The sequence below is a fragment of the Burkholderia sp. FERM BP-3421 genome (assembly GCF_028657905.1).
Taxonomy (GTDB): domain Bacteria; phylum Pseudomonadota; class Gammaproteobacteria; order Burkholderiales; family Burkholderiaceae; genus Burkholderia.
The window spans coordinates 2,273,554-2,285,727 of sequence record NZ_CP117782.1; the positions used below are offsets into that span (position 1 = coordinate 2,273,554).

The 12,174-nt window shown below is 68.2% G+C and carries 14 protein-coding genes; 8 read left to right on the forward strand and 6 right to left on the reverse strand.

All coding sequences use genetic code 11. The features are described 5' to 3' along the window. The first annotated feature begins 312 nt into the window (after positions 1 to 312). From lpxK to Bsp3421_RS26250, 5 genes are all read left to right on the forward strand, one after another. The gene (gene lpxK / locus Bsp3421_RS26230) at positions 313 to 1,341 is read left to right on the forward strand and encodes a tetraacyldisaccharide 4'-kinase (protein WP_273998843.1); all 1,029 of its coding nucleotides are present in this window, start codon (positions 313 to 315) and stop codon (positions 1,339 to 1,341) included. Further along, positions 1,322 to 1,513, forward strand: a complete 192-nt coding sequence (locus Bsp3421_RS26235; protein ID WP_273998845.1) for a Trm112 family protein — start codon at positions 1,322 to 1,324, stop codon at positions 1,511 to 1,513. The genes lpxK and Bsp3421_RS26235 overlap by 20 nt, the downstream gene beginning before the upstream one ends. An 80-nt stretch (positions 1,514 to 1,593) precedes the next feature. After that, the gene (kdsB, locus tag Bsp3421_RS26240; RefSeq protein ID WP_273998848.1) at positions 1,594 to 2,385 is read left to right on the forward strand and encodes a 3-deoxy-manno-octulosonate cytidylyltransferase; all 792 of its coding nucleotides are present in this window, start codon (positions 1,594 to 1,596) and stop codon (positions 2,383 to 2,385) included. 210 nt (positions 2,386 to 2,595) lie between these two features. After that, positions 2,596 to 3,258 (forward strand): adenylate kinase, encoded by a 663-nt coding sequence (gene adk, locus Bsp3421_RS26245; RefSeq protein WP_273998850.1) that lies wholly within the window; start codon positions 2,596 to 2,598, stop codon positions 3,256 to 3,258. Between the two features lie 169 nt (positions 3,259 to 3,427). Beyond that, a complete protein-coding gene (locus Bsp3421_RS26250) occupies positions 3,428 to 4,186 on the forward strand; it encodes an SDR family NAD(P)-dependent oxidoreductase (RefSeq protein WP_273998851.1) in 759 nt (252 codons plus the stop codon). Positions 4,187 to 4,240: 54 nt separating this feature from the next. On the opposite strand, the gene Bsp3421_RS26255 is transcribed toward Bsp3421_RS26250, so the two are convergent. Both Bsp3421_RS26255 and murJ read right to left on the reverse strand, forming a co-directional pair. Continuing rightward, entirely contained in the window at positions 4,241 to 5,080 is an 840-nt protein-coding gene (locus tag Bsp3421_RS26255) for a SirB1 family protein (protein ID WP_273998852.1), read from the reverse strand. Positions 5,081 to 5,088: 8 nt separating this feature from the next. Further along, positions 5,089 to 6,639 carry a murein biosynthesis integral membrane protein MurJ gene (murJ, locus tag Bsp3421_RS26260; RefSeq protein ID WP_273998853.1) on the reverse strand — a complete coding sequence of 517 codons (1,551 nt, stop codon included), beginning with the start codon at positions 6,637 to 6,639 and terminating at the stop codon, positions 5,089 to 5,091. A gap of 290 nt (positions 6,640 to 6,929) precedes the next feature. Here murJ and rpsT point away from each other — a divergent pair, with 290 nt between their 5' ends. Continuing rightward, the gene (gene rpsT, locus Bsp3421_RS26265; protein WP_252981836.1) at positions 6,930 to 7,205 is read left to right on the forward strand and encodes a 30S ribosomal protein S20; all 276 of its coding nucleotides are present in this window, start codon (positions 6,930 to 6,932) and stop codon (positions 7,203 to 7,205) included. A gap of 143 nt (positions 7,206 to 7,348) precedes the next feature. Here the strand turns inward: rpsT and Bsp3421_RS26270 are convergent, their stop codons facing one another. Next, positions 7,349 to 7,672 (reverse strand): DUF3579 domain-containing protein, encoded by a 324-nt coding sequence (locus Bsp3421_RS26270; RefSeq protein WP_273998854.1) that lies wholly within the window; start codon positions 7,670 to 7,672, stop codon positions 7,349 to 7,351. 367 nt (positions 7,673 to 8,039) lie between these two features. On the opposite strand from Bsp3421_RS26270, the gene argF reads away from it, so the two are divergent. Next, positions 8,040 to 8,969, forward strand: coding sequence for an ornithine carbamoyltransferase (gene argF / locus Bsp3421_RS26275; RefSeq protein ID WP_273998855.1), 930 nt, complete (start codon positions 8,040 to 8,042; stop codon positions 8,967 to 8,969). 179 nt (positions 8,970 to 9,148) lie between these two features. Here the strand turns inward: argF and murB are convergent, their stop codons facing one another. Further along, the gene (gene murB, locus Bsp3421_RS26280; RefSeq protein ID WP_273998856.1) at positions 9,149 to 10,192 is read right to left on the reverse strand and encodes a UDP-N-acetylmuramate dehydrogenase; all 1,044 of its coding nucleotides are present in this window, start codon (positions 10,190 to 10,192) and stop codon (positions 9,149 to 9,151) included. A gap of 134 nt (positions 10,193 to 10,326) precedes the next feature. Here murB and Bsp3421_RS26285 point away from each other — a divergent pair, with 134 nt between their 5' ends. Then, entirely contained in the window at positions 10,327 to 10,812 is a 486-nt protein-coding gene (locus Bsp3421_RS26285) for a YajQ family cyclic di-GMP-binding protein (protein WP_273998857.1), read from the forward strand. Between the two features lie 48 nt (positions 10,813 to 10,860). On the opposite strand, the gene plsY is transcribed toward Bsp3421_RS26285, so the two are convergent. Together plsY and ybaK are read right to left on the reverse strand one after the other, a co-directional pair. Next, positions 10,861 to 11,493, reverse strand: coding sequence for a glycerol-3-phosphate 1-O-acyltransferase PlsY (gene plsY, locus Bsp3421_RS26290; protein ID WP_273998858.1), 633 nt, complete (start codon positions 11,491 to 11,493; stop codon positions 10,861 to 10,863). A gap of 139 nt (positions 11,494 to 11,632) precedes the next feature. After that, the gene (ybaK, locus tag Bsp3421_RS26295) at positions 11,633 to 12,124 is read right to left on the reverse strand and encodes a Cys-tRNA(Pro) deacylase (protein ID WP_273998860.1); all 492 of its coding nucleotides are present in this window, start codon (positions 12,122 to 12,124) and stop codon (positions 11,633 to 11,635) included. Between the last annotated feature and the right edge of the window lie 50 nt (positions 12,125 to 12,174).

The following is a 12,174-nucleotide window of genomic DNA, read 5'->3' on the forward strand; positions in this document are numbered from 1 at the left end:
AAAACGCAGAACATTCCACCCAAGTACTTGAATGGGCTTGAGTTTTTTCTTTGTTCGCGCACTTGCCATCCGACCGGATGCCCACCATTCGGACCTGGACGAGCTTGACCGGCGAAGTTCTCCACAGAGTTATCCACTGTGCGGCGAATCGGCGGAAAATCAGGGCCATGCGAGGCGCGGCTTGCCGCGCGCCGGGCGGGCGCGCTAGAGTGCCGCCTTTCATCGTCGTCTGGCGGCCCCGCCGCCTTCCCGGAGAGCGCTGTTGATCCATCCGTCCGACGCCCCGACGCCCGACGCGTCGCGGCCCGCCGCATGAGCACGCCGAGCGGGCCGCGCGCCCGCCTCGAGGCGCGTCTCGCGCACGCCTGGCAGCATCGCGGGCCCCTCGCCTGGGCGCTCGCGCCGTTCGCCTGCGCGTTCGGCGCCGTCGCGGCCGCCCGCCGCGCGGCATTCGCGCGCGGCTGGCTCGCGAGCGTCGATCCCGGCGTGCCGGTGGTGGTGGTCGGCAACGTGACCGTCGGCGGCACCGGCAAGACCCCGACCGTGATCGCGCTCGTCGACGCGCTGCGCACGGCAGGCTTCCGGCCGGGCGTGGTGTCGCGCGGCTACGGGGCGCGCATCGACGCGCCGACGGCCGTCACGCCCGACTCGCCGCCGTCGCGCGCGGGCGACGAGCCGCTCCTGATCGCGCGCCGCACGCGCGCGCCGGTCTGGGTCTGCCCGGATCGCGTCGCGGCCGTGCGCGCGCTGCGCGCCGCCCACCCGGAGGTCGACGTCGTGATCAGCGACGACGGCCTCCAGCACTACCGGCTGCGGCGCACGGTCGAACTGGTCGTGTTCGACCACCGGCTCGGCGGCAACGGCTTCCTGCTGCCCGCCGGCCCGCTGCGCGAGCCGCTGTCGCGCCGCCGCGATGCGACGCTGATCAACGATCCGTACCGCCGCGCGCTGCCGCCCTGGCCCGACACCTTCGCGCTGCGCCTCGCGCCCGGCGACGCCTGGCATCTCGACCAGCCCGCGCGGCGTCGCCCGCTCGCGCAGTTCGCGGGCGAGCGCGTGCTCGCGGCGGCCGGCATCGGCGCGCCGGAGCGCTTCTTTACAACCCTGCGCGCTGCCGGCCTCGCGCCCGCGACGCGCGCGCTGCCCGATCACTACGCGTTCGCCGACAACCCGTTCGTCGACGACGCCGTCGACGCGATCCTGATAACCGAGAAGGATGCAGTAAAATTGGGCGCTTCCTGGCGCGATGCACGAATCTGGGTCGTCCCGGTCGAAGCCGCGCTCGATCCCCGCCTTATCGCTCTCGTTGTGGAGAAACTCCGTGGACGCTCGCCTGCTTGAAATCCTTGTGTGCCCTGTTTGCAAAGGCCCGCTCCACTATGATCGCGGCGCGCAGGAACTGTCCTGCGCCGTCGACAAGCTCGCCTATCCGATCCGCGACGGCATCCCCGTGATGCTCGTCGACGAGGCCCGCCAGACGGTCGAGGGCACGCCGGTCGATCCGGCGGCCTGACGCACGCCGCACCGTCCGCGCGCCGAACGCGCGCGGACCTTTTCCATTCCGCATCCCGCCTTGCCCGACCCGCTCTCCCGATGACCTCGCCCCCGCCCTTCATCGCCGTGATCCCGGCCCGCCTCGCGTCGACCCGCCTGCCCAACAAACCGCTCGCCGACCTCGGCGGCAAGCCGATGGTGGTGCGCGTCGCCGAGCGCGCGCGCGACGCGGGCGCCGCGCAGGTGCTGATCGCCTCCGATGCGCAGCGCGTGCTCGACGCGGCCCGCGCGCACGGCTTCGAGGCCGTGGCCACCCGCGCCGACCACCCGTCCGGCACCGATCGCCTCGCGGAAGTCGCCGCGCGCTTCGGCTGGTCGGATGAAACGATCGTGGTCAACGTGCAGGGCGACGAACCGCTGATCGATCCGCAACTGGTGCGCGACGTGGCGACGCACCTCGCCGAGCGCGCCGACTGCGCGATCGCGACCGCCGCGCATCCGATCGAGGCGCCGCACGAGGTGTTCAATCCGAACGTCGTGAAGGTCGTGCTCGATGCGCGCGGCGTCGCGCTGTATTTCTCGCGCGCGCCGATCCCGTGGTCGCGCGACGCCTACCAGCCGCACTGGCCCGACGTCGCGGCGATGCCCGCGCCCGCCGCGCCCGTCTACCGGCACATCGGCCTGTATGCGTACCGCGCGCGTTTCTTGCGCACTTATCCGACGCTCGCGCAAGCGCCGCTCGAGCAATGCGAGCAGCTCGAACAGCTGCGCGCGATGTGGCACGGCGAGCGGATCGCGGTGCGCATCACGGCGCACGCGCCGCAGGCCGGCGTGGACACGCCGGACGACCTCGCACGCGTGCAGGCCCTTTTTCAGCCGGGTCCAAAATAACCCGTGGCATAATCGAACGATTGCGCGAGCCATCTCCCGCTTCGCTTCCCCTGCTTGACCTCAGCCCGCCTTGCTGCCGGCCGCCGCGCACGCTGTGCCGATGCGCCGCCGTCAGACCGGCCAGCGGTGCTCGAAGGCAACCGTGAAGCGTCGTGCGGCGATCATTGAGCGTCTCGCGCCAAAGCATTCACATACTTGGAGATAATCACCATGCGTTTGATCCTGTTGGGCGCGCCCGGCGCGGGAAAGGGCACCCAGGCAAACTTCATCAAGGAAAAGTTCGGCATCCCGCAGATCTCGACGGGCGACATGCTGCGCGCGGCCGTGAAAGCCGGCACCCCGCTCGGCGTCGAGGCGAAGGGCTACATGGATGAAGGCAAGCTCGTGCCCGATTCGCTGATCATCGGCCTCGTCAAGGAGCGCCTGAAGGATGCGGACTGCGCGAACGGCTACCTGTTCGACGGCTTCCCGCGCACGATCGCGCAAGCCGACGCGATGAAGGACGCGGGCGTCGCGATCGACTACGTGCTCGAGATCGACGTGCCGTTCTCCGAAATCATCGAACGGATGAGCGGCCGCCGCACCCATCCGGCGTCGGGCCGCACCTATCACGTGAAGTTCAACCCGCCGAAGGTCGAGGGCGTCGACGACGTCACGGGCGAACCGCTGATCCAGCGCGACGACGACAAGGAAGAGACGGTCAAGAAGCGTCTCGACGTGTACGAAGCGCAAACCAAGCCGCTGATCTCGTACTACGGCGACTGGGCGCAGCGCGGCGCCGAGAACGGCCTGCAGGCGCCCGCCTACCGGAAGATTTCCGGGCTCGGCGGCGTCGACGAGATTCGCCAGCGCGTGTTCGACGCACTGAAGTAAGCACGGCCGCGCCTCGCGCCGCCCACGAACCGCCCGTCCCGGGCGGTTTTTTTTCGCACGATCGTTAGCTTCCCGCCGTCCGCGCGCGCGTCCCCGTACAATCGATCCGCTTGCGGCGGCGTGCCGGCACACCGCCGCATGATTCGATTCGAACAAGACAGGAGCAAACATGGAGATTCAAGGCAACGTCTTCCTGATCACGGGCGGCGCATCCGGACTGGGCGCGGGTACCGCGCGCCTCTTCGCCGAGGCGGGCGGCAAGGTGGTGCTCGCCGACCTGAACCAGGACGCCGGCAACGCGCTCGCGCGCGAGCTGGGCGGCGTGTTCGTCCGCTGCGACGTGACGCGCGAGGAAGACGCGCAGGCCGCGGTGGCTGCCGCGACGGGACTCGGCCCGCTGCGCGGGCTCGTCAATTGCGCGGGCATCGCGCCCGCCGCCAAGACGGTCGGCAAGGACGGCCCCCACCCGCTCGACCTGTTCACCAAGGCGATCATGGTGAACCTCGTCGGCACCTTCAACATGACGCGCATCGCGGCCGCCGCGATGGCCGCCAACGAGCCTGCGCCGACCGGTGAACGCGGCGTGATCGTCAGCACCGCATCGGTCGCCGCATTCGACGGCCAGATCGGCCAGGCCGCGTATGCGGCCTCGAAGGCGGGCGTCGCCGGCATGACGCTGCCGATCGCGCGCGACCTGTCGCGCAATGCGATCCGCGTGATGACGATCGCCCCCGGCCTCTTCGAGACGCCGATGCTGCTGGGCATGCCTCCCGACGTGCAGGCGGCGCTCGGCGCGATGGTGCCGTTCCCGGCGCGCCTCGGCAAGCCGATCGAATACGCGATGCTGGCGCGCCAGATCTTCGAGAACACGATGTTGAATGGGGAAGTGATCCGCCTCGACGGCGCGATCCGGATGCAGCCGAAGTAAGCCGGCATGCAGGGCGCGGGCCCGGCTGCGCCGGGCGGCGCGCCGGCGGCCCGTTCAGGCGTCGCCGCGCGCCATGCGCTGACGCAGCTCGCTGACCTGCGCCTCGACCACGGTCGCGTCGTCGGCTTCCGGGCATTCGCCGAGATAGGCCTCGAGATCCTCGAGCGCCGGCCGCAGGTAGTCGAGCCGCGCATACGCGAAGCCGCGGTCGCGCACCTCGTCAAGCTGCCCCGGCAGCAGGATCACGAGGCGCTGCTGGACCGCGAGCAGACGCTGCCAGCGTTCCGTCTGCAGATAGATGGCCTTCAGGTTGTTCAGCATGCGCGCGATGATCTCGCGACCGATCGCCGGTTGCAGCAGCGCGCGCAACGCGCTGCTCACGAGGCCGTCCGCGCGCGCCACGTAAGGCTCGAGCATCTCGACCATCTCCGACTCCGACAGCGAGTGGCCCGAGGTCGGGTCGATCATCACGTCGCCGTCGGGCAGGCTCACGCGCAACAGGAAGTGCCCCGGAAACGACACGCCGCGCGCCGGCAGCCCGATCTGTTCGCTCATTTCGAGGTACAGCACCGCGAGCGAGATCGGAATGCCGCGCCGCCGCTTGAGCACGACATTCAGATGACTGTTGTCGGGATCGTAGTAATCGTTGTGATTACAGGCGAAACCCAGCTCGCGAAAGAAAAAATCGTTGAGCGCGGTGATCTTCTCGCGCAGCCCCGCGCCGTCCGGCAAGCGCTTGCGCAGCCGCACGACGAGCGCATCCAGCTCGGCCAGCGCGCCTTGCAGGTCGAGGTCCGGATACGCATCCTGCGCGAGCGACAGCGCCGCCTCGGTGAGCGGCAAACCGTCATCCTCCGCGACAAGCGAACTGAAATAATCGAGAACGCGGGTCATTGGGTTCGTCATTTGGCACGCCGTCGGAAGTACGCGTACTTGAAGCCCATCAGCCACAACATACCGAAATATAGTGCAGAGAACAGAATCAGGCAGGCGCCCATCAGCGAGATCCGGGCGAGCGGCGCGGCGCGCATCGCGGTCCAGTCGAAGCTGACGGCGAACCAGTGCATCACGCCCGCGAGCACGAGCGACGCGCCCACCAGCTGCGCGAGGAAGCGCAGCCAGCCCGGCGACGGCTGGTAGATGCCGCGCCGACGCAGGCCGATGAACAGCAGCAGCGAATTCACGCACGCGCCGACCCCGATGCTGAGCGTGAGCCCCGCATGGCCGATCAGCGGCACGAACAGGTAGTTCGACAGCTGCGTGATCACCAGCACGCCGATCGCGATCTTCACCGGCGTCTTGATGTCCTGCTTCGCGTAGAAGCCCGGCGCGAGGATCTTGATCAGGATGATCCCGACGAGCCCGATCCCGTACGCCGCCAGCGCCCGCGCGACCATCTCCACCGTGCGGGCGTCGAACTTGCCGTAGTTGAACAGCGTCGCCGTGAGCGGGCCCGCGAAAAACAGCAGCGCGAGCGCGCTCGGCGCGGCGAGCAGGAAGGTCACGCGCAGCCCCCAGTCGAGCAGCGCCGAATATTCGGTCGAATCGGCGTCGACGTGCGCCTTCGACAGGCTCGGCAACAGGATCGTGCCCAGCGCGACGCCGAGCAGCGCGGTCGGGAACTCCATCAGCCGGTCGGCGTAGTTGATCCACGACACCGCGCCCTGCCCGAGCCGCGACGCGATATTGGTGTTGATGATCAGGCTCAGCTGCGCGACCGACACCGCGAAGGTCGCGGGCACCATCTTCGCGAGCACGCGCTTGACGCCCGGATGACGCAGCGCGCGCAGTGGATTGAGGCCGATCAGCGGCACCATGTCGATCCTGCGCAGCCCCGGCAGTTGCACCAGCAACTGCAGCACGCCGCCGACGATCACCGCCCAGGCCAATGCGTACACCGGCACCTTCAGATGCGGCGCGACGAATACCGCGGCCGCGATGAACGCGACGTTCAGCAGCACCGGCGCGAACGCGGGCAGCGAAAAGTTCTTGTAGGTGTTGAGCACACCCGACGCAAGCGTGGTCAGCGAAATGAACACGATGTACGGGAACATGATCTGCGTCATCGTGACGGCGAGCGGGAACGCCTGCCCGTCCGTGCGCAGGCCCGACGCGACCGCGAACACGACCCACGACGCGCCCGCGATGCCCGCGACCGACAGCGCCGCGAGCGACCACGCGAGCACGGTCGACATCGCGTCGACGAGCGCTTTCGTGGCGTCGTGCCCCTTCTGGTTCTTGAACTCGGCCAGGATCGGCACGAACGCCTGCGAGAACGCGCCCTCGGCGGACAGGCGGCGCAGCAGGTTCGGAATGCGGAACGCGACGTAGAATGCGTCGGTGAATTGACTGGCGCCGAACGCTCGGGCGATCAGCGTCTCGCGGGCCAGTCCGGTCACGCGCGACAGCAGCGTGAAGCCGCTGACCGTCAGCAGGGCTCGGAATAGATTCATGGGGCGCTTATTATACGGGCCATGCGCGCCCGCACACGGCCGGCGGCCGAAAAGCCCCCCAAGTCGTGCGGCCGGAACGGCAAGCTTGCCACTGGCTTGATTTTGTTGCTATAATCCCCGGTTTCTGAGCCTGTTATATGTACAGCGAGCTTCGCTGGGCGTGTTGCCGGCCTCGGTTAAACCAACGTTTTTTTGCGCTCCTGGGCAATCGCTCCCGGGGGTCGAATCGAAAAGCAGCGCTTGGCCGTCAGGCTCCAAGCTCTGGGAACAGGACAGGATAAGGAACCGTCATGGCTAACTCCGCACAAGCACGCAAGCGCGCCCGCCAGGCTGCGAAGGCAAACTCGCACAACTCGGCCCTGCGCTCGAAATTCCGCACCGCCATCAAGGCTGTCCGCAAGGCTATCGAAGCCGGCGACCAAGCCAAGGCCGCTGAAATCTTCAAGCTCTCGACGAAGACGATCGACACGATCGCCGACAAGAAGATCGTTCACAAGAACAAGGCCGCTCGCCAGAAGAGCCGCCTCGCAGCCGCCGTCAAGGGCCTGCAGGCCGCCGCGCAGTAAATCCGGCGCGCCCGCCTCGCGCGGGCGCCCTGTTTCCTCTGCGATCGACAAAAAGCCCGCTTCGAGCGGGCTTTTTGCTTGGGCGCGCGCAGGCGGACGCGTTCGCGCACCCGCCCGCGCCATGCGGGCCGCTTACGTTTCGGTTACTTGCCGTGCTTGTCGTAGTCCGGCAGTTCGCACGCCTCGGTCACGACGAGATCGTTGTCCTTCGCGAAATTCATCACGAAATCGAACGCCATCGGCTCGACGTCGCGCAGGCGGGAATCGATGATCACGCATTTCGTGTCGCCGAGCAGGGTCGGGCGCACGTACAGCGAGTATTGAAGGCGGGCGTTCGGCCCTCCGGTGCCCGGCCCGAAGCAGGACATCACGCCGGCCAGACGCTCCGACCAGTCGCTCGGCCGAAACTTCTTCCCGGATTTGGTGATGCCCTGAATGAAGTATTCGGTCGGGGAAGTTTCAGCCATGAGGGTACCCAAGTGACGGCCCAGCAGCGCGCCGGCGAACCTTCGCCTGGACACTTCGGAACACAAGGAAACGCGCCCGTGACGAACCGCGTCGACGGCCGGAACAGCCCGCCGCGCCCATGTGACGCGACGTACCGCTTGTGTCCGGCAGACCGGGCCTGAGCCCTCGCCCACCGGGCTTGAGGAAACCGCCGGATTATACCGCACCGCGCCATGCTGCGTCGTCCCGCGCGACGTCGTCCGCATCGCGCCGACGCCGGGCGCGGCTCGTCAAAGCGGGGAAAATCCTTTATGCTGCTTCGAGTCATCACATCCGACGGCGACGCCGTCCGGCAGCCTGCCGGGTGAACCGGCCGTATCTCGTTTCATGACCACCAAAACCATTCGGCACTACCTGCAGTTCAAGGATTTCTCACTGGAAGACTACGAGTACGTACTCGAGCGCACCGGAATCCTGAAGCGCAAGTTCAAGAACTACGAGACCTACCACCCGCTGCACGACCGCACGCTCGCGATGATCTTCGAGAAAAGCTCGACGCGCACGCGGCTGTCGTTCGAGGCCGGCATCTTCCAGCTCGGCGGCCACGCGGTCTTCATGAGCACGCGCGACACGCAGCTCGGCCGCGGCGAACCGGTCGAGGATTCCGCGCAGGTGATCTCGCGAATGGTCGACATCATCATGATCCGCACGTTCGAGCAGGACACCATCCAGCGCTTCGCGGAAAACTCACGCGTGCCGGTGATCAACGGGCTCACGAACGAATACCATCCGTGCCAGGTGCTCGCCGACATCTTCACCTACTACGAGCATCGCGGCCCGATCCGCGGCAAGACCGTCGCCTGGGTCGGCGACGCGAACAACATGCTGTACACCTGGATCCAGGCCGCGCAGATCCTCGGCTTCAAGCTGCGCCTGTCCACCCCGCCCGGCTACGCGCTCGACGCGAAGCTGGTCGCGCCCGACAGCGCGCCGTTCTACGAAGTGTTCGACGATCCGAACGAAGCCTGCCACGGCGCGGACCTGATCACGACCGACGTCTGGACCAGCATGGGCTTCGAGGCGGAGAACGAGGCGCGCATGCAGGCGTTCGCCGACTGGTGCGTGGACGAGGAAATGATGGGCCACGCCCATCCCGACGCGCTCTTCATGCACTGCCTGCCCGCGCATCGCGGCGAGGAAGTCACGGCCGGCGTGATCGACGGCCCGCAAAGCGTCGTGTGGGACGAGGCGGAAAACCGCCTGCACGTGCAGAAGGCGCTGATGGAGTTCCTGCTGCTCGGCCGGCTCAATCACTGAGCGCCGTCGCCGCCGGACCGCCGCTTCCCGGACAGGCGCGGCCCCGACGGCGCGCATCGGCCGCCCCGCCGCCGCTCCCGGTCGCGCGGGGCATGCCCCCGCATCCTGACGGCCGGACCCGCGCAGCCGGCAGCGGCTGTCGCCCGCGCGCCGCCCGCTTCAGGCGTGCAGCCGCAACCTCACAGACACACCGGCTCCGCCTCCAGCTCGACGCCGAAGCGCGCGCTGACGTCGCCGCGGATCGCATCGGCGAGCGCGAGCACGTCCGCGCCCGATGCGCCGCCGCGATTCACGAGCACGAGCGCCTGACGCTCATGCACCGCCGCCGCCCCGAGCGCGCGGCCCTTCCAGCCACACCGGTCGATCAGCCAGCCCGCCGCGAGCTTCACCTGCCCGTCCGGCTGAGGATAGGACACCAGGTCCGGCTCGCGCGCGCGCAGCGCCTCGAATTGGGCGGCGGGAATCACCGGGTTCTTGAAAAAACTGCCGGCATTGCCGAGCACGCCCGGATCGGGCAGTTTCGCGCGCCGGATCGCGACGACCGCATCGAACACCTCGCGCGGCGTCGCCGCGCCGGCGGCGATCCCGCGCGCGTCCAGCTCGCGCGCGACGTCGGCGTAACCGAGCCGCGGCGTCCACACCTTCGGCAGCCGGAACGTCACGGCGACGATCGCAAAACGCCCGCGCCCCGCCCGTTTGAAGAAGCTGTCGCGATAGCCGAACGCGCAGCGCGCGGCGTCGAACCCGACGGTCTCGCCGGTCGCCAGCTCGACCGCCTCCAGCGAATCGAAATAAGCTCGCATCTCCAGGCCGTAGGCGCCGATGTTCTGGATCGGCGCGGCGCCGACCGTGCCCGGGATCAGCGCGAGATTCTCGAGGCCCGGCATGCCCGCATCGAGCGTCCAGGCGACGAACGCATGCCAGTTCTCGCCGCCGCCCGCGCGCACGTACCACGCATCCGCCTCCTCGCGAACCACCGTGCGCCCGGCGATCTCGTTGAGCAGCACGAGCCCGCCGATGTCGCCGGTGAACACCACGTTGCTGCCGCCGCCGAGCACCAGCGGCGCGAGACCCGCGACCCGCGGATCGGCCGCGAGCGAGGCGAACTGGCCGGCCGTCGCGACCCGCGCGGCGAGCCGCGCACGCACCTCGAAACCGAACGTGTTGTGGGTTCGCAGCGGATAGTCGGGCAGGAGCGCAAGCGGGGAATCAGGGCAGGACATCGGGGATCGCGGTTGGGCAGGCAGGCCGTCGGCCTTGGGCAAATGGGGGGGCACCGGTAAAATGGCGGCCGGTCCGCAATTATAGAGTGCCCGCGCGGGTCCGCGCGGGCCGCACGTTATACAGGGAGAATGCCATGCCATCGTTCGACGTCGTTTCCGAAGCGAACATGATCGAAGTGAAGAACGCCATCGAGCAGTCGAACAAGGAAATCTCGACGCGCTTCGATTTCAAGGGCTCCGACGCGCGCGTCGAGCAGAAGGAGCGCGAACTGACGATGTTCGCCGACGACGATTTCAAGCTCGGCCAGGTCAAGGACGTGCTGATCAACAAGATGGCCAAGCGCAACGTCGACGTGCGCTTCCTCGAGTACGGCAAGATCGAGAAGATCGGCGGCGACAAGGTCAAGCAGGTCGTGACGATCAAGAAGGGCGTGACGGGCGACCTCGCGAAGAAGATCGTGCGGCTCGTCAAGGACAGCAAGATCAAGGTCCAGGCCAGCATCCAGGGCGACGCGGTGCGCGTCACCGGCACGAAGCGCGACGACCTGCAGAGCGTGATCGCGATGCTGCGCAAGGACGTGACCGACACGCCGCTCGACTTCAACAACTTCCGCGACTGAGCGCGCGACCGCCGGCCCGCACGGGCCGGCGATGCGGCGGACGGAGCCTCAGCCCTGCCCGTCGCCGGCGGACGCGTCCGCCTTCTTCTTGTCGCCGATCCGGCTTTCCTGGCCGGCGAGCAGCTTCGAGATATTGGCGCGATGCCGCCACACGAGCAGCACGCTCATCGCCAGCACGGCCCAGGCGACCGGATTGCCGTGCGTGCCGAACAGGAACACGTCGAACACCGGCGCGAACACCGCGGCAACCAGCGCCGCGAGCGACGAATAGCGGAAGAAGAACGCGATGATCAGCCAGGTCAGCGCGGTCGCGAGCCCGAGCACCGGGTGTATCGCGAGCAGCACGCCGGCCGCGGTCGCCACGCCCTTGCCGCCCTGGAAGCGGAAGAACACCGGATACAGGTGGCCGAGGAACACCGCGAGCGCCGCGCACGCGACGCCGATCTCGCCGCCGATGCCGAAATGCCGCACCAGCCAGACGGCGAGCCAGCCCTTGAAGGCGTCGCCGACGAGCGTCAGGATCGCGGCCTTCTTGTTGCCGCTGCGCAGCACGTTGGTGGCGCCCGGGTTCTTCGACCCGTACGAGCGCGGATCGGCGAGCCCCATGGTGGCGCTGACGACGACGGCGAACGAGATCGATCCGATCAGGTAGGCGGCAATGGCCGCGAGCAGAATCTGCATGCGAAGCACTCTTGTTTCAACAAACGGATTGGAGAAGCGGCCCGGCCGGCGCGGCCCCGACAGGAGCGGGCCCGGCCGGCGGAACCGCGGCGGCGCCCATTCTACCGAAGCGGCGCGCCGAACAGCGTGGGTCGAACCCTCAGTCGACGCTCGCGCACTGCACGGCGCGCGCATCGAGCAGGGTCGTCAGCGCCGCCGGCGCGAGGCGCACGAGATAGCCGCGCCGGCCGCCGTTCAGGTAGATCGACGGCAATTCGAGGATGCTCGCCTCGACGTACACCGGCATCGCCTTTTTCGTGCCGAACGGCGAGGTGCCCCCGACCAGGTAGCCGGAATGCCGGTTCGCGACCTCGGGCCTGCACGGCTCGACCCGCTTCGCGCCGATCTGCCGCGCGAGGTTCTTGGTCGATACGGTGCGGTCGCCATGCATCAGCACGATCAGCGGCTTCGCATGCTCGTCTTCCATCACGAGCGTCTTGACCACGACGTGCTCGTCGACGCCGAGCTGGCGCGCGGACTCGCCGGTGCCGCCGTGCTCGACGTAGTCGTACAGGTGTTCCTCGAAGGCAACGCCGTGGCGGCGCAGGAACTGCGTCGCGGGCGTTTCCGAAACATGTCTGGATTTGCTCATGCCCGCATTTTAATTGCGCGCGCCGCGAGAAACTATTGTCCGATTGGCCG